This window comes from Streptomyces phyllanthi (assembly GCF_009377205.1).
Classification (GTDB): domain Bacteria; phylum Actinomycetota; class Actinomycetes; order Streptomycetales; family Streptomycetaceae; genus Streptomyces; species Streptomyces phyllanthi.
In genome coordinates, this window is the sequence record NZ_VJZE01000112.1 from 1 (window position 1) to 22,258 (window position 22,258).

The following is a 22,258-nucleotide window of genomic DNA, read 5'->3' on the forward strand; positions in this document are numbered from 1 at the left end:
GAGCCCCACCGCGAGCTGCGCGAGCCCGCGCCACAGGGCCCGTTCCTCGTCCGGCCCCGACTTCCAGGCGTCCTCGAAGACCTCGTGTGCGTGGAACGGCTTGCCCGCGTCGAGCAGCGCCTGCGCCTCGGCGACGGTGTCCTCGGGCCCGCGTACGACACCCTCCGGCTGCCGCTCCACACCCCGCACCCCGTACGGCAGGGGCCGCCCCAGCCCGTCCCGCGGCCGGGCGTTCCGCGCCCGCCCCTCCGCGTCCCGGTCCCGCGCTCCCACGCTCCGTCCCTCCGATGTCCCGTTCCTGCGTCCTGTCCCACTCATATGCCCGATTCTCCCGCGCCACGCGCCCTTCGAGGCGGCGTCCGACGTACGGTAAAGTTCTGTCGGCGCGATCACGCGGGCCACCGCGGAGGCGCATCGGGACGTGGCGCAGCTTGGTAGCGCACTTGACTGGGGGTCAAGGGGTCGCAGGTTCAAATCCTGTCGTCCCGACTAGTGAAGCAGCAGGTCGGAGGCCGTATCGGGGCAAACCGATACGGCCTTTGGTCATTTCTCGGGACCAGTCGGGATTGGTGCCTGCGGCGACGACCAAGGGCCGGCTGATCCGCGACGAAACCGCCTGACGAGGCGATGCCCCGCCGATGCGTCCTGGGCAACCGCCGTCACGGCGTGCCGTTCCTTTGCCGCGCCGGGCGCCGTGTGGACCGGCGAGGGAGCAGCACCGGCTGCACGATCCGACGCCGGTCCACACCGGTGCGGGCGTTGATGAGGGCGATCAGCAGGTCGACCGCTTCGTCGCCCACCCGGTCCGGACGGAGGCTGACCGTGGTGACGGGCGGGGTCGTCACCGCGTAATCCGGATCCTCACTGATGCACGCCACCAGTAGATCCCGCGGTACCCGAAGCCCGTGGTGCCGGGCGGCGGCGAGAATGTTGTGACCGGAGTCGGAGTAGACGCCGATGACGGCGTCCGGTCGTGGATCGCGGTCGAGCAGCCGGCCGACCGCGTGCCGTTCCGCCGTGAAGTAGTCGGGCAGCGAGGCGTACTCCTCGACGAGGGCGGGCATGTCGCGTTCGGCGCACCAGGACGCGTAGGCGCGTCCGATCCGGTGCGGGTACTCGTCGTCGTGAAGCGGCAGGGAGAGCCCGATCCGCCCCGCGCCGGACTCCGCGAGGTGGTCGAGCAGGAGGCGCAGGCCCGCCTCGTGGTCGGCGTCCACCCACGCGTCGCCCCAGCGCGGCTGGGGCGGCCGGCCGTCGCTGACCATCGGGATGCCACGCTCCCGCAGGAGGGAACGCACCAGGTCCTCGGCGCGCGGTCCGACGTGGATGACGCCGTCCATAGGGGTGTTGAGCCACATCCACGAGGACAGCGAACTCGGCATCACCATGAGCATGTAGCCGCGCTCGTGCGCCGCCGCCATCGTGCCCAGCGCCAGCTGCGCGTAGTACGGGATCTCGGTGTAAGGGACGGGAAGGTCGCCGTAGGTCGTCATCGTCAGGCCGAGTACTCCGGTGCTGCCGCGGGCCAGGGCCCGGGCCGTGCCGGCCGGGGCGTAACCGAGTTCGCGTGCCGCGGCGAGCACGCGCTGCCTGGTCGCCTCGGACAGTCGTCCGGTGCCGTTGAGCGCGTTCGACACCGTGGCCGTGGACACCCCGGCCCGTGCGGCCACGGCTCCGAGCGTGGGACGCCGCCAGACACGCGTGCTCTTCATGTGTACCCCGACGACCCAGTGACGGCTTGTGGTTAAGACGTTAATCACTCAACGTACCGGGCTACGGCGGCCGGGACGGCCGCCGGGTCAGGAGTGATCACATGTCGGCGCACGAGCGCACGCGCCCCCGTACCGTCGTCGTCACGGCAAAGAGAAGGTGCTGTGAAGGGGGCGGAGGGCACCCCCGTAAGGCACAGTGTGGTCAAGCTCGACCAGAGTGCCGATCGCGGCACAAGAACGTTTGAGGCCAAGTAGGGCCCTCTTACGTCGCGTTCCGTTTTTTCCGACCCCGGCCGGGGCCGTATTCAGGTTAGGGCGCTCGGGTCTTCGAGTGCGTCACATGGACAAGAGGGGAAGCGGTGGAGGCGACGATTTCACAGGTGCGGCAGGGCACCATACCTCCGGTCGTCGCGGCGCGGTGGGCGCTGTGGACGTTTGTCATCGCCAACTTGGTGATCGTCGAGGCTCTGTTCCTCACCGCCGGAACCGGTAAGAACGGGGTGCTCACGGTCGCCAAGTTCTTCGGCCTGCACGCCGCCGTGCTGATGCTGTTCCAGCTGCTGCTGGTGGCCCGGCTGCCATGGCTCGACCGTCGTATCGGCATGGACCGGCTGACGGTGTGGCACCGGTGGGTCGGCTTCACCCTGCTGTGGACCCTCCTCACCCACGCCGTGCTGGTGGTGCTGGGCTACGCGAGGCTCGATGACGCGTCGATGACGAAGACCTTCTTCGCGCTGGCCGGAGTGCCGGCCTCCCTGCTCGGGATGCTGGCCGCGGCGATCGTCGTCGTGGTCGCCGCGGTCTCCGCCCGACAGGTGAGACGGCGGCTGCGGTACGAGACCTGGCACGGCCTGCACCTGCTGCTGTACCTGGCGCTGGGGCTGGCGTTCGTCCACCAGTTGCAGGAGACCACGACCTTCAGCTCCTCCACGCCCGCGATGATCTACTGGTGGGCCCTGTGGCTGTTCGCGTTCGGGGCCCTGGTCACGGGGCGGATCGTGATGCCGGTGTGGCGCAACGCCTATCACCGGTTCCGGGTCGCGGCGGTGGTGCAGGAGTCGGACGACGTCGTGTCGGTGCACGTCACCGGCCGCCATCTCGACAGGCTGCCGGCCCGGGCCGGCCAGTTCTGCATCTGGCGGTTCCCCGGGCACAACCACTGGTGGCTGGCGAATCCGTTCTCGCTGTCGGCGGCACCCGACGGCCGCACGCTGCGCCTGACCGCCAAGGCGGTCGGCAGCACCAGCGCCGGCCTGCGGCACGTACCGGTCGGGAGCCGCGCGTTCGTCGAGGGGCCGTACGGGGCGTTCACCTCGTTGCATCGAACGCGGCCCGGCGCACTGCTGATCGCCGGAGGAGTGGGGATCACGCCGGTTCGGGCCTTGCTGGAGGAGGAGCCGGCCGGCGATGTCGTCGTGCTCTACCGGGTGCGCAGCGAGAACGACGCCGTGCTGGTAGACGAGGTCCGAGCCCTGATCGCGGACCGCGGCGGGCAACTGCACCTGCTCACCGGCCGCACGGGGGAGGGGAGACCGCCGTTCGAGCCGGACAGTCTGCGTGCCCTGGTACCCGACATCACGGAACGCGACGTGTACGTCTGCGGTCCGCCCGCGATGACCTCGGCTGTGCTCGACGCCCTGCGCGGCCTGAAGGTTCCCCACCGGCAAGTGCACGCCGAGCGGTTCGGCCTGGCCTGACGGAGCGATGTGTCCTGGCGCGACACCTGAACCTCGAACCAAACGGCCTCGCCAGGACACAACGCTCTTCCTGCACGTCTACTCGCCGCCCTTGCAGGCCATCGGTCGCCACGAGGCCGTCGGCGGCGAGTTCCCACACACCGGGCGCGTCCGACGTGGTCGGCCGCCGAGGCGCCGGGTCAGTCCGGCAGGCCCCACGGCTTCGAGTCTCCGACGGCCGGTACGTCACGCGGGCCGAGGTCCAGGGCGGTGCCGCGCCGGAGGACGACGGCCGTTCCTCCCCGGCCGAGCGGAACCTCGATGCGGCCGGCCGCCGTCTCCCGGTATCGCAGGCGCCGACCGTGCTCGTCCCGTACGTCGATGGCGCCGTCGATGCCGTGCTGCAGCACGAGCGGCGCACCCGCCCGGCTGTGCACCCGCACCCATCGGGTACGGCCGCCCGAACGGTCCGCGTCCACCAGGAACGCGCCCTGGGTGCGCAGGCCCTGGACGGAGGCGTCAGGCCAGCGCCGGGACACGGAGGGGAAGACCCGCACCACCCCGCCATGGCTCTGCACGGCCATGTCGAGGACCGACTGGGCCGCCGACAGCGGACTCTCGACGGCCAGGTTCCCGCCCTCCACATACATGGTGTTCGGGGTCATCCAGGCGTTGTTGATGAGGTTTCCGCCGGTGAAGAAGGTGAGGAAGTCGAGGGCCTCCTCGGGCCGTTCCATCAGGGAGGCCATCGAGGAGGCGGTGGCGTAGCTGTAACCCGCCCACAGACCGCGGTCCTTGATCCAGTGGTCGAAGGTGGTCCGCATGATCTCCCGGTCGGTCGGCCGGTCCCAGCTCAGCTCGTGCAGCGGGTACAGCCACAGCATGTGCGAGAAGTGCCGGTGGGACTCGGTGAGCGGCTTCCCCGCGCCGATCATGATCCCGGTGGCGTCCCGCGGGTAGTCCACCAGGCGCTGGAGGATCTCACGCCAGCGCACGGCGCGCGGATGGTCCGTACGGAGAACGCGCAGGCAGTCGAGGAGGGTGGCGCAGCCCCAGCGGAGCAGGGAGAGGTCGTAGGTGCAGTCCTCTGCGTCGGCCCACTCGGGCGACCGGGTGAGCGGCAGATGAAGCCTCCCGTCGCCACCCTCGTGCAGGAAGTGGTCGTAGAAGTTCACCGCCTTGACGAGGATCGGGAAGAGGACGTCGCGCACGATCGACACGTCCATGGTGTGGCGGTAGCTGAGCCAGACGTTGTGCATGGCCCAGATGAGATTGCCGTTGTTGTCGGTCTTGGTGGACGTGCCGGGGATGCCGACGGTCTTGGCGCCGGGGCGGAGCTTCCAGTCGGAGGGGTGGGCCAGGGCGTACGTCTGCCCGTCCCGGTACTGCGGCGGGACGGACAGCGGCAGGTACTCCTCGAAGTCCTTGAAGGTGGAGGTGACGGAGTCGAGTTCGAGGTGGTTGGACCCCTGGATCAGCCAGGTGGCGATCTGCACGTTGAGGTTCCACCACACGGCGGTCCAGCTGCCGCCCGTCTCCGGGTACCACGGCCCCCACTCGGACATCGAGGGCCCGCCGGCGCGCGTGGCGCAGGCCGCCTTGTAGAGCTGGATCCAGTAGAAGTCCTGAATGCGCTTGTCGGGTACCGACAACAGGCTGCGCCGGTAGAAGCGGTGCCACCAGGCGCGGTGCTCGCGCACCAGTTCGTCGGGGTCCGCGGACAGCGTGCGGGCCACTTCGGCGACGGCCAGCTCCGTCGTGCGCGACAGGTCCTCGGGGAAGCGGTAGACGATGTGCGCGGCCAGCAGTCGGCCGCTGCCGACGCGTCGTTCGCGCCAGGCGGTGGTCCACCCTCCGCCCGCGATCAGCGGCTGCTGCACGTATTGGGTGTCCGAGGCGGAGCCCACGGTGGGGTCGGGGTTGCCGGTGTAGTCGGCGGGTTTGTCCTTCGTACGCGGAGAGGTCGCGGGCATCCATGTGAACGACCAGGCCGCGTCCTCCTCTCCGGCACTGGGCCGGGTGGAGATCAGCAGCGCGGTACGGGCGTTGTGCACCAGCATTGAGAAGCGGACGCTGCCGCGGGTGGTGGTGACGGTACCGCGCAGCTCGGCGTCCCAGAGGTCCAAGGTCCAGTCGACGCCGGTCACCTCGCCGGCGAGCGTGAGGTCGAAGTGCCCTATGGGTAACCGGGAGAATCCGTACGGCGCGCGCCACTGCGGCCGCTGGTCCTGCACCTGGTTGTGGCTGACCATGACTTTCACGGAGTTGGCCGTCGCGCCTCGGTAGACCTGCGCCCCGAGCAGGCCGTTGCTCAGAAAGGGGCCGTCCTTCCAGTCGCCGGGCATCCGCCGCCACCGCGGAGCGGCGGCCCTGGCCATCCGTTCGTGCGGCCCCTCCGCCCCGCCGGCCCTGAGGGGCGCCGCCCAGCCGGTGCCGGACCCTGCCGACCAGCCCATCGCGGCGACCGCGGCCGCCGTACCGATCACACCTCTTCGAGAGATCCCGTTCCCAGGCGTCACGGTCACGTAGATGCCTCCCATTCCTGGTTGTGAACTGCCACCTGGCATGGTGCAGGCGCCGTGAGGGAAGGGGAAGACCTCCGACGTATCGGAAAACGGAACAGGATCTGTCAGTAGGCGGCTCGGGCGTCCTCGCAGGTGAACCGACATGCCTGGAAGCGCCCTGGTGAGGGAGCGGCGGCGATCCGACCGATGTCTGCGCCGACGTTCAGCAGCAGGAGTGGTGGATGTGCTCTTCCCGGTGCCACCAGAAGCGGTCGCGGGCCGGTTGCTGGGGCACGTCGGGCAGGGTGGCGTTGCGGACGGTCCTCGCACTCTGCTGGGGCGCCGTCGCCGTCAGGTCCGCGACGGTGTGCGGGACACCGCCGACGACGACCTGGCGTACGGCGGCCGCGGCCGCGATGTCCGTCGTCGGGTCGCCCTCGACCAGGACGAGGTCGGCGAGCTTGCCGGGCTCGACGGTGCCGAGCCGGTCGGACAGGCCCAGGGTGCGGGCTCCTTGGACGGTGGCGGAGCGCAGCGCCTCGTACGGGCTGACACCGTGACGGACCATGGTCTGCAGGTTGAGGTGGTAGTAGACGCCGGGCGGGACGAGCGGGCTGTCGGTGCCCACGGCGACATGGGCGCCCTGTTCGACCAGACGGCGGACGGTCGCGCCGTGCCGGGCGACGAAGGCGAGTTCGGCGGTCGGCTCCTTGGCCAGCGCCGCCTGGATCCCCTCGCGCAGCTCCGCGTACTCGGCGGCGGTGAGCAGGGACGTCAGCCGGGGGTCGTCCAGGGCCCACTCCGCGTGGCGGTACAGGGCGGCCCGCACGGCGGGCAGGCCCAGGCCGGACAGGCCGAAGGTGGGTGTGAACGCCATGCCGCTCGCGGCCAGCGGGCCGGTGACGTCCTGGTAGCTGTGGCCGAGGTGGGTCTCCTTCTGGCGGCGGCCGTAGCGACTGGTGCCGCCGATGTGCTCCACTCCGTCGGCGCCCAGGCCGAGCGGGCCGAACAGGTAGTGGGAGGCGCTCCGCAGGCCGATCCGGTGGGCGGCCCGGACGGCCGTGCGCTGGAGGGCGTAGGGCAGCCGGACGTACGTCTTGACCATGTCGTGGCCGAGGGCGCGGGCCTTGTCGATCTCGCGGCGCACCTGCTCGTCGTCGGTGACCGGGCGGCCCGAGGAGTAGTAGACGCGGGAGCCGTCGACGAGGTCACCCGCGGCGAGGACGCGGGGGCCGGTGCGGCGGCCGGAGGCGAGGGCCTCCTTGGCCTCGACGGCCGCGTAGTGGGCGGTGCCGGGTGAGCGCAGGGCGGTGACGCCGAAGGAGAGCCACAGGCGCATGAGTTCGTTGCGCTCCCACGGGCCGTGCTCGTGGACGGCCACGAAACCGGGCAGCACCGTCAGGCCGCGGGCGTCGACGACCTTGTCCCCGGGCCCGACGCGACGCTCGCCGCGCGGGGTGACGGCGGCGATGCGGTGGCCGTCGAGGACGATGTCGACGTCGTGCCGCAGGGCGGGGCCGGTGCCGTCCCAGAGGGCTCCGGCCCGGACGACGGTACGGCCGGTGGGCAGCGCCGGGCGCCAGGAGAGCCGGAGCGGGACGGCTGACGTCTTTCCGGTGACGGTGGGCGTGGCCAGGCGCAGGCGGCCGTCGGAGAGGTACAGCAGGGTGGCGGAGTCGCCGCTCCAACTGGGTGCGTCGGCGGTCTCGGCGCCCACCCGGCGGGCGGTGCCTGTGGTGCGGCCGTCGGCGTCGAGGTCGCTGATGTGCAGGGTGCCGTTCGCGATGTACGCCGTCCTGGTGCCGTCGGGTGAGTGGACGGGGCCCGCGTCGATGCGGTTGGCGAGGGAGCCGCCGGGGAGGGGCTCGCTGTAGTGGGACTCGCCGGTGGAGAGGTCGACGGTGAGGATCTGGTTGCGGCCCTCGCGGTAGCGCGGGGTGACGGGGACGAGGACCGCGGCGGCCAGGCGGGTGCCGTCGGCGGTGAAGGTGGGGCGGCCGGGGGCGTTGAGTGGGCCGGCGACCTTGCGGACGGCGCCGGTGGCGAGTTCCAGGGTGCAGAGGGTGGCGCCCTCGGAGACGAAGGCGACGGTGGTGCCGTCCGGGCTGACAGTGGGCGCGGCGGCGGAGAGGGCGGTGTCGGTGAGGCGGCGCCTGGCGCGGGTGGCGAGGTCGTACCGCCACAGCGCGATGCCGCCGTCGCGGTCACTGACGTACACGAGGCCCTGGCCGTCAGGGAACCAGGCCGGGTCGGTGTTGCGGTGACCGTCGGCGACGACCGCCTCGGGGGACTTCCCGCGGCGCATGATCCACAGGTCGCCGAGGGCGCCGAAGGCGACGCCGCGGCCGTCCGGGGAGAGCGCGGGACCGACGACGCCTTTCACCCGGCGGCCGCTCGTGTCGTCGAAGTCCCGGGCGGAGGCGGGGCGTTCGGCGACCCTGGGCACGGTGACGCGGGCGCTGAACGGGATGTCCTCGGCCGTGCCGTGGAGCGTACGGCGGCGAAGGCGTCCGTCGGCGGTGTAGAGGAGCTCGTCGGGACCGGCCCAGCGGGCGGCGAAGGGGAACACGTCCTCGCCGTCGTCGGACACGGTCTCGCCGTCGACGACGAGCGCGGCGGAGGTGGTGGTGAGGTGGACGTGGGCGAGCCGGCTGCCGTCGGGCGAGAGGGAGGGCCCGGCAAGACGGCCCTCGGTGACCTTGGCGAGGGTGGTGCGGGTGCCGTCGGCGGTGACCTGGTCGATGGCCCGCGGAGCGTCGGCGGTGCCGGTGGTGAAGACGATCGCCCCGCCGTCCGGCGTCCAGCAGGGCTGGGCCTCCTGGGCGGTGCCGGTGGTCCAGACGGTGGCGGCGCCGCTGTCGACGTCGATGACGTGGATCGCGTACCGGCCGTCGCTCTCGGCGGCGCAGGCGATCCGGGTACCGTCCGGCGAGAAGCGCGGCTCGCGGTGGTCGGCGTCACCGGAGGTGAGCTGTTTCCGCCCGGTGCCGTCGGCGTTCATCAGCCAGAGGTGGAAGGCGCCGTCGGTGTAGGCCTGGTAGACGATCCGGCGGCCGTCCGGCGAGAAGTCCGGCTCGCTCGCCTCCTCCTCGACACCGGTGAGGGGCACGGCGTCACCGCCCTCGGCGGGCAGCGTCCATAACAGGTTCAGGAGGTCCAGGACGACGGTCCGGCCGTCCGGGGCGAGCGCGGCGGAGGCGTTGGTCGCCTCCGTGACGGTCACCGTGACGGCACGCGTGCCCGTCCGGCCGTCCAGTCCGGGGGAGGCCCGTCCCGGAGTCCCGTGACCGCTCAACACCCCTGTCCCCGCGGCGAGTCCGGCTCCACGCTTGATGAGCGCACGACGTGTCAGTCCCACTGGTCCCACCTCTCCGCGGATTTGAGTGCACCCTACACACGACGGCGGGCCCATGGAACAGTGCGTTCCGCTCTGCTCGCGAGACGCAAAGTCCCTTTCAGGCAGGGGAGTTGACGGATCGCCTTCTGATCCGGACAGCGCGTCAGCGCAGCAGGAGCTGCACGATTGCGACGACGCCGACGGCGACGATGACGGCGCGGAGCGCGGTGGGCGGGAGGCGGCGGCCGACCTTGGCACCGATCTGCCCGCCCAGTGCGGAGCCGACGGCGATCAGCAGGACCGCCGTCCAGTCGAACGCGGCGACGAAGAGGAAGAAGCAGGCGGCGACGCCGTTGACGACGGCTCCGAGGATGTTCTTGACCGCGTTGAGGCGTTGCAGGTCCTCGTCGAGGAGCGGGCCCATCAGGGAGAGGTACAGGACCCCTTGGGCGGCGCCGAAGTAGCCGCCGTACCCGCTCGCGAGGAGCAGTCCGGCCAGGAGTACGGGTCCGCCGTGCGGACGGCAGGCGGTGCCGTTGTCGTCGCGGCGGCGCTGTACGGCTCTGGCGAGGCGTGGCTGGAGCAGTACGAGGACGAGCGCGAGAGCGATCAGTGCGGGGACGATCATGTCGAAGGCCTCGGAGGGCAGGGCGAGCAGCAGGATGGCGCCGCCGAGTCCGCCGACGAGAGCGGTGAGGCCGAGGATGAGCGCGCGGCGGCCCTGTCCGCGCAGTTCGGCGCGGTAGCCGATGGCTCCGCTGATGGAGCCGGGGACGAGGCCGAGGGCGTTGGAGACGTTGGCGGTGATCGGCGGCAGCCCGGTGGCGAGCAGCACCGGGAAGGTGATCAGGGTGCCGGAACCGACGATGGTGTTGATCGTGCCGGCTCCGATACCGGCTGCGAGGACGGCCAGTGCTTCCCAGATGGACAACGCCATCTCCTTACCTGATCGTGTGTCGCCTCCCCGCCGCGCGGTAGGCGGTCGAAGGGCTCGTATTGATCATGCACGATCAAGCGTTGGGCTCGGCGTGGCTCTCAGCATGTGGGCGCGGTCGGCCGGCGGCTGCTCCTCGTTACGCCACCAGTTGGGCAACTGGGCCGGGACCGCGAGCCAGGACCTGCCGGGCGCCAAGGTCTTGCGGTACCAGCCGAGGCCACCGGGGTAGAAGCCCTCGCTGTACGTCGAGCCGGTCGTGGTCGGCGGGCGCTCGATCGCCCAGTCGTGCGGCAGGTCGAGCGTCCGCCACGCAGAGTCGTCGTAGGAGGGCCGGTGGGCGTCCGCGTACGCGCCGGTCGGGTCGGTGGCGCTCTCGGTGTTGACCGCGCGAAGCGCCAGCCCTCCTCACGTCATGACCGAGGCACCGTCACTTCGTATAGAGGTGAACGTTCTTGAGGTAGATGTCGCTGCGTGCCGACATCCCGTCCCGGCCGTACAGGCCCGCCTTGAAGTAGTGCGTGCCGGCGCCGTGGTCCTGGAACGTCCTGACGAACGTCCGGTTGACGAAGACGTGGATGCTGCCGGTGCCGGTCTCGTGCACCACGTTGAGGCGGATGTACGTGTTGTAGACCGGCGTGTGGATCTGTGTCGTCGTGTCGTAGTAGTTGATGCTGTTGGTGTTCATGGCGAGCGTCATGAGCGCTGTCGCCCAGTCGGTGCCGCCGAAGATCTGGAAGACGGACACCCGGTGCGCCCCCGAGGCGATCTTCATGTCGCACTCGAACTGCGCCTGTCCGCCGGTGTAGTCGTTCCTCCAGCGCATCTCGCTGCGCGGCCCCGAGGAGCTGTCCGGCCACAGCCACGGGTCGCTGTCGAGCAGCCACAGGTGGTGCTCGCCCGTCGCCGACAGGTACTCGTAGCGTGTCGTGCCGGGCGGGGTCTGGAGGGCGAACCCCGGATTCACCTCGGTCCAGCCCGTGCCGATGGGGGACGCCTGGGCCTGTGGTGCACCTGCCACGCCCCAGCCGGCGAGGCCGAGCCCGGCGGCCGCGCCGCCGCCCAGCAGTGTTCGTCTGCGCATGTCGAACTTCCCTTCTTGTGGGGGGAGTTGTACGAACTCAGTAGGGTCGAGAGAGGACGAGGACCGCCGTGTGCGTGTGTCCGCGCGATCCGGCCGTGCGGGCCGTCACCGTGCGCCGTCGTACGTCGAGCGTGACCGTCGTGTCCGCGGACTCGACGCCCCTGACCGGCCACGGCAGGGTCAGCGTCACCGCGTCCGTGGTGCGCGAGGGGTCGGACACGGCGAGCCGCAGCCGCCGGGCGTCGCGGCGCAGCAGCACCGAGCACGGGCCGTCGGAGCCGAGGACGCCGCCGTCACCGGTGCGGACGTGTGCGGCCTGCCAGAAGTTCGCCGCGAGCAGACGCGTCCGCCCGCACCACATGGCCTGCGTGCGCGGTGAGTTGGAGAGCACCTCGACCCCGGGGCGGGCCGCGTACCGCCGGGTGCGGTCGGCGGAGGCGCCCGGCAGGACGGCGTACGCGTACCGGGCGCCCCGCGGGTTCGTGCCGTGGTCGAGCCAGAGCGTGGTGTAGTGCCGGGTGCGCGGGGTCGTGTCGCCGCCGGTGGTGGCGCCCTGGTCGATGGCGAACCAGGTGCCGGTCCGCTCCTCGCGTCCGACCCGCAACCGCCCGCCGTCGAGCACCGTGTAGCCCGCCGTGCCCTGCAGGTGCGCCCAGGTGCCGCCACGGGCGAGCGGCGGGTGGGTGTCGTGGGTGTTGCGGTTCTCGACGATCGTCTCGATCGTGCGCCCGTCGCTGGACGTGATGCCGGCGCCGAGCGCGATCACCGCGTCGTCCAGCAGGAACCAGGACTTCTTGGCGCGCAGGCTCAGAGCCTGTGTCATATCCCCGGCCGGGCGTGCGGCGCCTGGCACGCTCGCTCGCCGCGTTGCCGAAACGCCCACGTGACTCCGCCACGAGGGCGCTCCGGCGCCTTGCGATCGCACGCACCAGACGCCGCGCGCTGATCCGACCGGGGATATGACACAGGCTCTCACCCCCTCCGGCACGAGGTCGAGCCCCGCCGCCGCGAACGCGCCGTCGAGGACGGCGCCGCCCGCCCAGTCGGCCGGCGGCCGGTAGTTCTGGCTGTGCGGCAGGTCGGCGCGCAGGCGGGTGTCGACGGTCGTGCCGGGCAGCCGGTACGCGTCGACGGTCGGCCAGTAGTCGTCGCCCCAGTGCGCCTGGTCGGCCGTGTACAGGTACGTCATGCCGTCGCCCGTGTACCAGCCGTGCAGGTTCTCCTGGTTGATGGACTCCACGGCACCCACCCGGCGCGAGGAGAGGGCGATCGCGTACGACCAGTCGGGCCCGCGGTGCACGATCCGGTCCATGTCCGCGAACACGTACGTGCCCACGGTCCGCTCGCCGACCGGCACCGCAGCATCGTCGAGGATCTCCTTCGCCCGCCGGATCGACGGCAGGGAGACGCCGCGCAGGATCGGCTGGTACGTCTGCCGGGTCAGCCAACCCTTCAGCAGCGGCCGCCACCGCGCGGTATACGCCTCGGGGGCGCCCTGCGCGAGCAGCAGCACCGTTTCCGTGACCTGACGGCCCACGTACTCGGCGCCCGCGTTCTGCCGGCTGACGCCCCGGCCGCGCACCGCGTCCATCATGTGCCCGTCGAGCACCACCGGCACGAAGGCCCGGTCCACGATGTCGTACACGTTGCGCAGGTCGGGGTCGGTGCTCTGCCACGACGACCCGGCCAGCAGCGCCACCAGCTGGGCGACACCGCTCAGATACGTCGATCCGTACGCGCCGGTGTACGGGTAGCACTCGTGCTGGAGGAACGAGCCGTCGGCGTAGAAGCCGTCGCCCGGCCCCTCGGTGTAGGCGAGCAGGCTGTGGCGGCCGCCGCCGGCCACGTCCGACATGCCGTCGCGGGCCAGTTCCAGCTTACGGGCGTCCCTGCCGAGCAGCCCGCGCACCGCGACGATCACCGCCTTGTCGGTGCGGTTCGCGCCGGTCTCGGTGATGGTGGGGTTGCTGATGCGCCGGTCGGGGTTCGGGCACCAGCGGTCCACCGGGCGCAGCCAGACGGCCAGGCGGTCGGCGGGGATGCGGTCGTACAGCAGTGTGCACGTGTCGACGAGCGAGCGCGGGACGCCGATCTCCCACCAGAACCAGTTGCTGTCCTGCCGTTCGAGGGTCTCGTTGTAGGCGTGGTCGTGGAGGAAACCCAGTGCGCCTACGAGGAGTTCGGCCGCCGTCGTGTCGTGGTGGCGGCTCGTGCCGGGCGTGTCCCAGGCCAGGGCGAGGGTGCGCAGCGCGCCGTACGACTTGCTGAAGTTGCCGGTCTTCGGGTCGGTCAGGGGGAGATCCGGCCACAGCGCGGTACGGCCCGCGCCGGCGTCGAAGGTGCGCCAGCGCGCCTCGGCCGCCGCGTCGATGTCCGCGATCCGCTCCTGGTATGCGGGCTCGCCCGCGTCGAGGTTCCCGCCCGTCATCATGGTGCGCCAGCGTTCCCGCAGTGTGTCGAACGCGTCGCCCTCGGGCGCGGCCCGCGCCGTGGGCCCGGCCACGACGTCGCGCTCGGCCGCGGCCCGCGCTGAGGGCCCGGGCAGGCCCAGCGGGGTGAGGGAGAGGGCGGTGGCCGACGCGAGGACGGCGCGGCGGCTGAACGGTCTGTCGCAGGTCATCGTGGCTCCTCCACGGACAGGGCGAACAGGTGCAGCGCCGGTTTCGTGGTGTCGGGGAGGGTGAGAGAGCGCAGCTCGCGGGCCTGATCCACCGTCACCGCCGTCTGGAACAGAGCGACCTGGAGGGTGTCGGGGCCGCTGCGGCCATGCCGGTGCGTGCACCGCACCACCTCGCTGCCGCTGGCCGGAGCCGTCCCCGCCCAGTCGCTCATCGCCAGCTCCACCTCCTGCGTGGAACCGTCGGTGTACGTCGCGGTCAGCGTGGTCTTCAGGGCGCCGTACGAGCAGGCGCCCAGGACGCGGACCTTCGCGTAGCGGCCCGGCGGCACCGGGATCGTCTGGCCCTTCGCGGTGACGTTGTCGAGCGCGCCGTCCGCGTACGACGGGAAGGTGTAGCGCACGCCCTCGAACGTCAACGGGCCCGCGGCAGGGAGCTCTTCGGCCGGATACGTGCGTCCCGTGCCGTCGAAGTCGCCGTCCTGCGTGTTCTCGTGGGTGCTGATCCCGTCGCTGTCGAAGTGCGCCGTCAGGTCGACGGGGGCGGTGCGGCCCGGAGGCGGCAGCGCCGGCAGGCCCCAGGCCCGCCAGTCCCCGGACACCTCGACCGGTTCGACGACGAGGTCACGTACGCCGGCGGCGAGCAGCAGGGCCTCCCGGCCCGCGGCGAGTTCCAGCTCGACGACCCCGTTCCCGGCGTCGTGCCACTTCGCCCCGCGCACGGTGAGCGGCCCGTCGATGCCGTGACGCACCCGGCACGGCGCCCCGGCCAGGCTGCGGATCCTGATCCACCGGGTGGCGCCCTCCCGGCGCACCGCCGTTACCAGGAACGCGCCCTGCGTCCGGAAGTCCCGCACCGTCACCGCGTCCCAGGCCCGCGGCACCGCCGGGAAGATCCGGATGGTGTCGCCCCAGCTCTGCACCAGCATGTCGTGCAGCGACTGGTCGGCCGACAGCGGCGTCTCGATGACCGGGCCGCCGCCCTCCCGGTACATGGTGTTGGCCTGGATGAAGCCCTGCGCGAGCAGGTCCTTGAGGTAGCCGAGGCTCTGGTCGCCACGCCCCATCTGCGCGGCGATCGAGGCGGCGCCCGTGAAGCTGTAGCCCTGCAGGGCGCCCGTGAAGCCGATCCAGTGGTTCAGCGAGGTCTCGATCAGCTCACGCCGCTCCGGCTGCTCCCAGTTGACCAGGTACAGCGGATACACGGACAGCATGTGCGAGTAGTGCCGGTGCGACTTCGCGAACGGCACACCCGCGCCGATCATGAACCCGTTGGCGTCCACCGGGTAGTCGACCAGCGTGCGCAGCACCTCGTGCCAGCGCGGCAGCAGCGGATCGTCCACACCCAGGACGCGCGCTGAGTCGATCAGCGTCGTGCAGCCCCAGCGCAGGAGCGCGAGATCGTAGTTGCAGTCGGGAGCCGTACCGCCGTACTCGGGTGAGAACGTCGGCGGCAAATGCAGCTTGCCGTCCGGGCCCGGCTGGAGGAAGTGCAGATAGAAGTTGACCGCGCGGCGCAGCAGCGGGAAGAGGACGTCCCGCAGGATCTTGATGTCCATGGTGTGGCGGTAGCTGAGCCACACGTTGTGCAGCGCCCACGTCAGGTTGCCGACCTCGGGGTCCCGGTCGCCCGGCACCCGCAGGGTGCCCACCTGGCAGAACTGGTCGGTGGCGCGCACCACCCCCGCCGAGTCGTGCCGGTAGGCGGCGGGCACGCTCTCGATCAGGTGCTGCCGGTTCTCGTCGAGGGTCCGGGTGACGGCGTCGAGCTCCAGATGGTTGGAGCCGTGGATCAGCCAGTACTCCAGCTGCACGTTGAGGTTCCACCACACCCCGGGCCAGCCGCCCGGCTGGAGCCACGGCCCCGATGTCGCCATCACGGGGGCGTCGCGACGCGTCGCCGAGGCGATCTTGTAGAGCTGGATCCAGTAGAAGCTCTGCAGCCGTCCGTCGGGCAGTGACACGAAGCTCTTTGGGTAGTAGGCGTGCCACCAGGCGCGGTGTGTCCTGACCCGCACGTTCGGCGGTGCCGCGACCGCGTCGGCGAGGCGGGTGATGGCCGCCTTCTCGGCGGTACGCCGCGGATGCGAGTGGGTGACCGTGCAGTACAGCCAGCGGTCCTTCGCACGCTTCACCTCCCGGTACGCGGTGACGTGCTGGCCCCCGGCGAGCAGCTGCTGCACCGCCAGGTGCGTGTCGCCGTTCTGCCGGGTCTCGGGCGCCGGGTTGTGGACGTACGAGTCGAGCGGGTTGGTGAACTGGCGCGGGCTGATCGCGTCCGCAGGATGGAACGTCCAGGTGGCGCCCTGCTCGCCCGCGCTCGGTACGAGCCGCACCATCAGCACCGACCGCGTGCTGTGCACCAGCGCCGTGAGCGCGATCTCTCCGGCGGTGGTGGTGACGGTGCCGGACAGCTCCGCGTTCCACAGGCCGAGGCGCCAGTCGACGCCGGTGACGGTGCCGACCGTGTCGAGGGTGAGGTACCCGAGGGGCAGCCGAGCCAGGCCGTACAGGGTGCCGCCCATCTCCGGGCGGTGGTCCTGCACCTCGCTGTGCTGCACCTCGAAGCGGACGCCGCGCCCGTCCCCGGGCACGTACACGATCGAGCCGAGCCGCCCGTCACCCAGGAACGGGCCCTCCGTCCAGGACCGCGGCACCCGCTGCCAGAGGAGGTCCTGGTCCTTGAGGAAGCGGGCCCACTGCCCGGCCGTGCGTGTCAGGTCCCGTACCACCGGTGGGCGTCCGCGCGCGGCGTCGGCGTCGGCGGGGGCGTCGGCCGAGGCGGGGGCCGCGGGCAGGGAGAGCGCGGCGCCCGCCGCCATCGCCGTCCCGATGAAGCCGCGCCGGGCCAGTTCCGGGTCAGCCACGGCCGCCTCCTCTCGGGTGGTGCGTGGCCACGCCGACGTGGTCGATGCGCAGCTTGCGGTAGAAGGCGGGCACCGTCTCGGCCGCCCACGTGGAGTCGACGTCGAGCCGTGCGTACCGGCAGCGCACCCCGAGATCGATGAAGCGCACGCCCTTCGCGCTCTCCAACACCCCTGCCGCCACGGGCTCCTGGCTCCAGGTCACTCCGTCGTCGCTGGTGAAGACCCGGTAGTCCTTGATGCGGGCGGAGTCCTCCTTGCGGCCGAACGTCTCCCTGTTCTGCGTCGGCGACCACTCCCGCTGGTTGAGCGCCAGATACGCCAGGTGCCGCACCCTGCCCACGTCCAGCGTCACGGACACCGGGATCGTGTCGCCCGCGTCCCAGTACGTCGTGAAGTCGCCGTCGACCAGGTTCGCCGCGGGGAAACCGGACGCGGAACTCGTCGCGGTCGCCGTGATCCCGTCGGGCGGGATCAGGACGGTGCGGCGCGGGGCGGTGCGGATCTTCAGGACGGTGTCGTACGGATCCCAGCGCGTGATGCCGGAGACGGTGAGACACCCGTCCCGCTGCTCGAAGGCGAGCCGGCGCCCGGTGCGGAAGTCCTCGACGCGCCGGACCGTGTGCGCGTTGTCCCGGACCTCGACCGTGTCACCGGACGGGCGCGTGGTGATGTGCAGGTACTGGGTGGTCGGGTCGTCCCTGTCGACGGTGACCGTGACGAACCCGTCGTCCGGGAGCCGGCCGGGCTGCAGTCCGCCGTAGAGGTAGCCGCCGCCCTCCGTCCCCCGGAGCGAGCCCCACACGCCGTCGAGCCATGTCTTCGCGGCGTTGTTGAACGCCTCGGTCCTCGCCGGGAACCGGCCGCCGTGCTGTGCGCCCTCGGCCACCAACGACCGTATCGAAGCACCGCAGTTGGAGATGATGCGGCGCAGGGTGAGGGCCTCGTTGACGGTGTTGTCCGTGCCGTTGTACCACCAGCGTCCCGCTGTGGTGAAGCAGCCCTCCGCCAGGCGCGGCAGCGGGGTCCAGGTGGCCGCCGCGTAGTCGTAGTCCGGGAGCATCCCGCTCTTCTGCTCATGGCTGACCATGTCCATGATCGGGGTGTCCTCGTTGTTGTTGCTGAGCGTCATCTCCGGCCGCTCGCGGCGGATCCGCTCGTAGAGGCCGCTCTGCTCCCAGTACGCGTTGTCGTTGTCGATCCAGAACCCGGCGAGGTCCGGGTAGTCGGCCATGACCTCGACGAAGTTGTCGTACGAGAACATGCCGAAGCCGTCGCGCGTGGTGAGGTCGACCGACTGGCCCTTGTGGGCGGAGTACGCGGCCGAGTCGAGGTACTCGAAGCCGGACTCGTTGTGCCACTGGGGGTCGTCCGTCATGTAGAGGACGACCTTGAGGCCCTTGTCCTTGGCGGCGGCGATGAGTTCGCCGAGGAAGTCACGCTGCGTGCGGGGGGAGCCGGGGATGCGGGACGGCCAGGTGCGGGCGTAGCCGAGCCTGGAGTGGAACGAGGCGAGCACCAGGTACGAGGCGTGCAGCTTGATCGCCTCGTCGACCCAGTAGCCGGCGCTCCAGCCGTCCCCGGTGACGCGGGCCTCCCACGCCTCGACGTCGGTGTACTCGGGGACGGTGCGCATGCCCCAGTGCAGGAACAGGCCGATGCGCGCGTCCCGCAGCCACGCACGGCCGGGGCGGTTGGCGGGGGCCGCGGCATACGCGGGGAGGGAGTCGAGGGCGCCGCCGAGGGTGAGGGCGGCGGAGACGGCGACGGCGGAGGTGAGGAAGCTGCGTCTGTTCAGCGCGGACATGGCGGTCACGGCTCCTGGCGGCGTCGGGGGCGCGCGGGCCTGAGCGTGTACGTCGCTCCGGGCCGCGTGTGCCAGGTCAGCAGGCCGTCCTTGACCGTGTACGGAACCCTGGCGCCGTGGGCGTCGGTGAGGCGGGCGGCTCCCGCGCCCCACGGGTCGGCGATCCGGACGGTGCCGCCGCGCTCGCTGTGCAGCTCCGCCTCGCGCACGACACCGTCGGCCTGGCGGGCCGAGACGAGGAAGGCGCCCTTGGCGCGCAGTGTCCAGAACGCGGCGTCCCGCTCCCTGGGCCACACCGGGAACAGGCGGAGGACGCCCGCCTCGCTCTGCAGCAGCATCGAGTTGAGGGCCTCGGTGGCGCCGGAGGTCTCGATGCCGCCGCCGCCCTGGAAGCACGTGTGGTTCGAGGAGCGCCACAGATAGCGGATGCCGGCCTTGAACCTGTCGACGAGATCGGCCGCCGGCCAGCCCGCCCGCGCGGCGATCGGCCACACCTTCGGGAAGCCGTTGAAGCTCGCGCCGCCCGGCGCGGTGCACCAGGAGCCCATCTTCTCCAGGGAGTTGTGGGCCAGTCGCAGCAGCCGCTCGTCGCCGCCCACGGACACCATCTCGCCGGGGTGCACGGTGCCCTCCATGTTGATGGGCTGGTTGCCGGGCTCGAAGAGGAGGTTCGGGATGGCCGGGTCCTTGTAGCGGACCTCTTCGGCGATGTGGAAGACCTCGGTGCCGTCGACGGTGCCGGTCGGGTAGTCGGCCAGCTTGTCGATGAACTCGCGCCAGACCGGGCGGAGTTCGGCGTCCACACCGAGTACCTCACTGGCCTCGATGAGGGTGGCGGCTGCCCGCCGGGCGAACCCGAGGTCGAGGTTGGGGTTCAGGTCGACCGCTCCCTCGTGCGCCGAGGAGTTGCGGATGACCCAGCGGCCCGCACTGCCGTTCCCGGCCGCATCCCACTCGGCGTAGTCGCGGTAGAAGGCGTCCATCTCCTTCAGCGGCGGATAGACGTGCTCCCGCAGGTAGTCGACGTCCCGCGTGTACTCCCACCGCCAGATCAGCGGCAGCAGCGTGAAGACCGCGTTGGACTTCTGGTCGCTGGGCAGTTTCGTCCACTCCTTGGCGGGAGCCACCGGCGCCGGGTTCGGTGCGGGCCGCACCATGTCGTACGGGGTGAACGCCCGCCCGTAGCAGATGCCCTGGTACCCGGCCTGTGCCGTGCGCCGGCGCTGCCAGGGGCTCTCCGCGGCGACGTACTTCTCGTACGGGGTGATCAGCTCGGGCCGGTTGGAGGAGCACACGCCGTAGTAGGGGGCCTGGGTGTTGTAGTTGAGGAAGTACATGCCGCCCCATTTCGTGGGCTCCCCGGCCGGCCAGGGTCCCCACAGCGACGGGGGCAGCGCGGCCCCCTCGCGGGTCGCGGCGCCGAGGACGTACTGGGCGCCGTAGTAGAACTCCTCCAGCGTCCGGTCGTGGACGCGGACGAAAGAGCGCGACCAGAAGTCCCGCCACCAGCCCAGGTGGTCGGGCCACCAGTCCTTCGTCACGACCCGGGTACGCACCCGGGCGGCGGCCAGCGCCTCGTCCCGCAGGGCGGTGACCGTGGTGGTGCCGGTGGGTACCTCGAAGTAGCCGCGCAGGGCCGTCACCAGGCGCACCGTCCGCCCGCCGCGCAGCACGAACGAGCCGGTCGCCCCGTCCGGGCCCGACTCGGTCCGGGTGAACTCGGCGTCGACCAGCCGGGTCGCGGTGGCGCAGCCGCTGCGGAACGGGGTCAGCTCGTTGTCCTGTCGCGTCGTCCACAGCCCGCCGTCCTCGACACCCGCCCCGTACGGGTACGCGGATTCGGCCGGGACCGACAGCCGTGCCGTGAGCACCACATCCGGGTCGCCCTCGGCCGACGACACCTCGGTGACCAGCGCGTCCTCCGCGTCGGGCGTCCACGACCGCAGCGTGACGCGGGCGCCGCCGAGCCGCAGCCGGGTGGTGACCCGGGCGCGCAGAACGTCCTGCTCCATGCGGTAGCCGGACAACGGGTCACCGGTCGTGGGCTCGGGCGAGGACAGGGTGAGGGCGCCGGCCGTGAGGATGGTCTGCTGCCAGCTCGGGTCGGTGGACTTGCGGCCCCAGAAGTCGGCGCGGCCCAGGCGGAACGTCTGCCGGTCCGGTGCCTCGTCGCCGACGATCACACCGACGTCACCGTTGCCGAGCAGCATGCCCGGGGTGAACTTGTCCGTGGCGATCCCGGAGATCGGCGCGGTCACCGTGGCCGCCATCGTCTCCAGGAACGCCGCGATGTCGGGCCGCAAGGCCGCGACCTCGGGCCGTCCCCCGCCCACCGCCTGCGCGGATCCGGTCGCGGACAGCCCCGCGGACACGGCGAGCGCCGTCACCGCGGACGACTTCAGGAACATACGGCGTCTCATGCCCGGCCTTTCTCGTCGGCGTCGTGGACATCGGAGTCGAGGAACAGTTCGATCACGGGGAGCGCCACATCCGGCCTGCGGACCGGGAGGTCGAGGGTGTACGCGCCGTCCGGGACGCCCTTGGGGGCGACGTTGCCGTTGTCCCAGTTCGGGTCGGTGTTCACGGGGCGCACCTCGGAGGCGTCGTGCAGGAACTGGGCGTACCGGACGCGGCCGGCCAGCCCCGGCAGGTGCAGATGCCGGTACGGCCACTCCAGGAGATGGACGTAGAGCCGGTTGCCGCGCTGCGTGTACCGGCAGCCGGTGGGCGCGGTGCAGGAGGAGGGTCCCGCGCCGTGGACGGAGCGGGAGTGCAGCCGCATCCAGTCGCCGATGCCGCGCAGTACGGCCAGGGCACGGGGCTCGAACTCGCCGCGGGCGTTGGGGCCCACGTTCAGCAGCAGGTTGCCGTCCTTGGAGACGGTGTCGACGAGGAGGGCGATCAGCTGTTCGGGGGTCTTCCAGTTGAGGTTGTCGCGGTCGTAGCCCCAACTGCCGTTCAGGGTCTGGCAGGCCTCCCACACCTCACCCGGAGGTACGAGTGGCTGGTACTCCTCGGGGGTGGTGAAGTCCCCCGGGATGCCGAGCCGGTTGTTGACCAGGCAGTCGGGCTGGAGCCTGCGGATCAGCGCCATCAGCTCGTCGGAACGCCATGCGTCGGGGCCCTTGCCGCCGGTGACCGGCCTGCCCTGGCGGATCCGGCCCGCGTAGCTGAAGTCGAACCACAGGGTGTCCACCGGCCCGTAACGGCTGAGGAGTTCCTCCACCTGGCCGTGCAGATGGTCGGCGTAGGCCCGCATGTCACGGTCGCCGGGGTCGCCGGTCGCGTCGTCCCACTCGGGGTGGATGCGGTCCAGCGGGAACTGCGGGTGGTGCCAGTCCAGGAGCGAGTGGTAGAAACCCACCCCGAGCCCCGCCGCGCGGAAGGCCGACACGAACGGGCCCACCAGGTCCTTGCCGTACGGGGTCGCGGTCACGGAGTAGTCGGTGAGGTCCGAGTCCCACAGGCAGAACCCGTCGTGGTGCTTGGTCGTCAGGACCGTGTACCGCATCCCCGCGTACCGGGCGGCGTCGGCCCAGGCATCGGGGTCGTACAGGTCGGGGTCGAAGTGGTCGACGTAGCACTGGTACTGATCGAGCGTCAGACGCTCCCGCTGGCGCACCCACTCATGGCGGGCGGCGGCCGCGTACACGCCCCAGTGGACGAAGAGGCCGAAGCGCTGGTCGCGGAATTCGGCGAGGCGCCGGGCGCGCGGGTCTGTGA

At 71.4% G+C, this 22,258-nt stretch carries 12 protein-coding genes and 1 tRNA gene; 2 read left to right on the top strand and 11 right to left on the bottom strand.

The window, feature by feature from the left end:
* A partial coding sequence (locus tag FNH04_RS18025) for a DUF309 domain-containing protein (RefSeq protein WP_194236721.1) occupies positions 1-273 on the bottom strand: 273 nt, incomplete at its 3' end.
* 142 nt (positions 274-415) lie between these two features.
* On the opposite strand from FNH04_RS18025, the gene FNH04_RS18030 reads away from it, so the two are divergent.
* Positions 416-489, top strand: a tRNA-Pro gene (locus FNH04_RS18030).
* A gap of 170 nt (positions 490-659) precedes the next feature.
* Here the strand turns inward: FNH04_RS18030 and FNH04_RS18035 are convergent.
* Positions 660-1,712 (bottom strand): LacI family DNA-binding transcriptional regulator, encoded by a 1,053-nt coding sequence (locus FNH04_RS18035; RefSeq protein ID WP_152785443.1) that lies wholly within the window; start codon positions 1,710-1,712, stop codon positions 660-662.
* A gap of 380 nt (positions 1,713-2,092) precedes the next feature.
* Here FNH04_RS18035 and FNH04_RS18040 point away from each other — a divergent pair, with 380 nt between their 5' ends.
* Positions 2,093-3,409: a ferredoxin reductase family protein gene (locus tag FNH04_RS18040; protein WP_322723244.1), complete on the top strand. Its 1,317-nt coding sequence runs from the start codon at positions 2,093-2,095 to the stop codon at positions 3,407-3,409.
* Between the two features lie 179 nt (positions 3,410-3,588).
* Here FNH04_RS18040 and FNH04_RS18045 read toward each other — a convergent pair whose 3' ends face one another.
* From FNH04_RS18045 to FNH04_RS18085, 9 genes are all read right to left on the bottom strand, one after another.
* Positions 3,589-5,913 carry a glycosyl hydrolase family 95 catalytic domain-containing protein gene (locus tag FNH04_RS18045; RefSeq protein ID WP_345669868.1) on the bottom strand — a complete coding sequence of 775 codons (2,325 nt, stop codon included), beginning with the start codon at positions 5,911-5,913 and terminating at the stop codon, positions 3,589-3,591.
* A gap of 202 nt (positions 5,914-6,115) precedes the next feature.
* A complete protein-coding gene (locus tag FNH04_RS48650; protein ID WP_322723245.1) occupies positions 6,116-9,250 on the bottom strand; it encodes an amidohydrolase family protein in 3,135 nt (1,044 codons plus the stop codon).
* A gap of 142 nt (positions 9,251-9,392) precedes the next feature.
* A complete protein-coding gene (locus tag FNH04_RS18055) occupies positions 9,393-10,166 on the bottom strand; it encodes a sulfite exporter TauE/SafE family protein (RefSeq protein WP_152785450.1) in 774 nt (257 codons plus the stop codon).
* A 427-nt stretch (positions 10,167-10,593) separates the two neighbouring features.
* The gene (locus FNH04_RS18060; protein WP_152785452.1) at positions 10,594-11,247 is read right to left on the bottom strand and encodes a polysaccharide lyase family 7 protein; all 654 of its coding nucleotides are present in this window, start codon (positions 11,245-11,247) and stop codon (positions 10,594-10,596) included.
* Between the two features lie 37 nt (positions 11,248-11,284).
* Positions 11,285-13,867: a polysaccharide lyase 8 family protein gene (locus FNH04_RS18065; protein WP_152785454.1), complete on the bottom strand. Its 2,583-nt coding sequence runs from the start codon at positions 13,865-13,867 to the stop codon at positions 11,285-11,287.
* A complete protein-coding gene (locus tag FNH04_RS18070) occupies positions 13,864-16,686 on the bottom strand; it encodes a glycosyl hydrolase family 95 catalytic domain-containing protein (RefSeq protein ID WP_152785464.1) in 2,823 nt (940 codons plus the stop codon). Before FNH04_RS18070 ends, FNH04_RS18065 begins: the two co-directional genes overlap by 4 nt.
* Before the next feature lie 37 nt (positions 16,687-16,723).
* Positions 16,724-18,535: an alpha-L-fucosidase gene (locus FNH04_RS18075; protein WP_152785456.1), complete on the bottom strand. Its 1,812-nt coding sequence runs from the start codon at positions 18,533-18,535 to the stop codon at positions 16,724-16,726.
* Positions 18,536-18,540: 5 nt separating this feature from the next.
* Positions 18,541-20,955, bottom strand: coding sequence for a glycosyl hydrolase family 95 catalytic domain-containing protein (locus FNH04_RS18080; RefSeq protein WP_152785458.1), 2,415 nt, complete (start codon positions 20,953-20,955; stop codon positions 18,541-18,543).
* The coding region (locus tag FNH04_RS18085) for an alpha-L-fucosidase (protein WP_152785460.1) at positions 20,952-22,258 on the bottom strand (1,307 nt) is incomplete at its 5' end. The genes FNH04_RS18080 and FNH04_RS18085, both read right to left, overlap by 4 nt.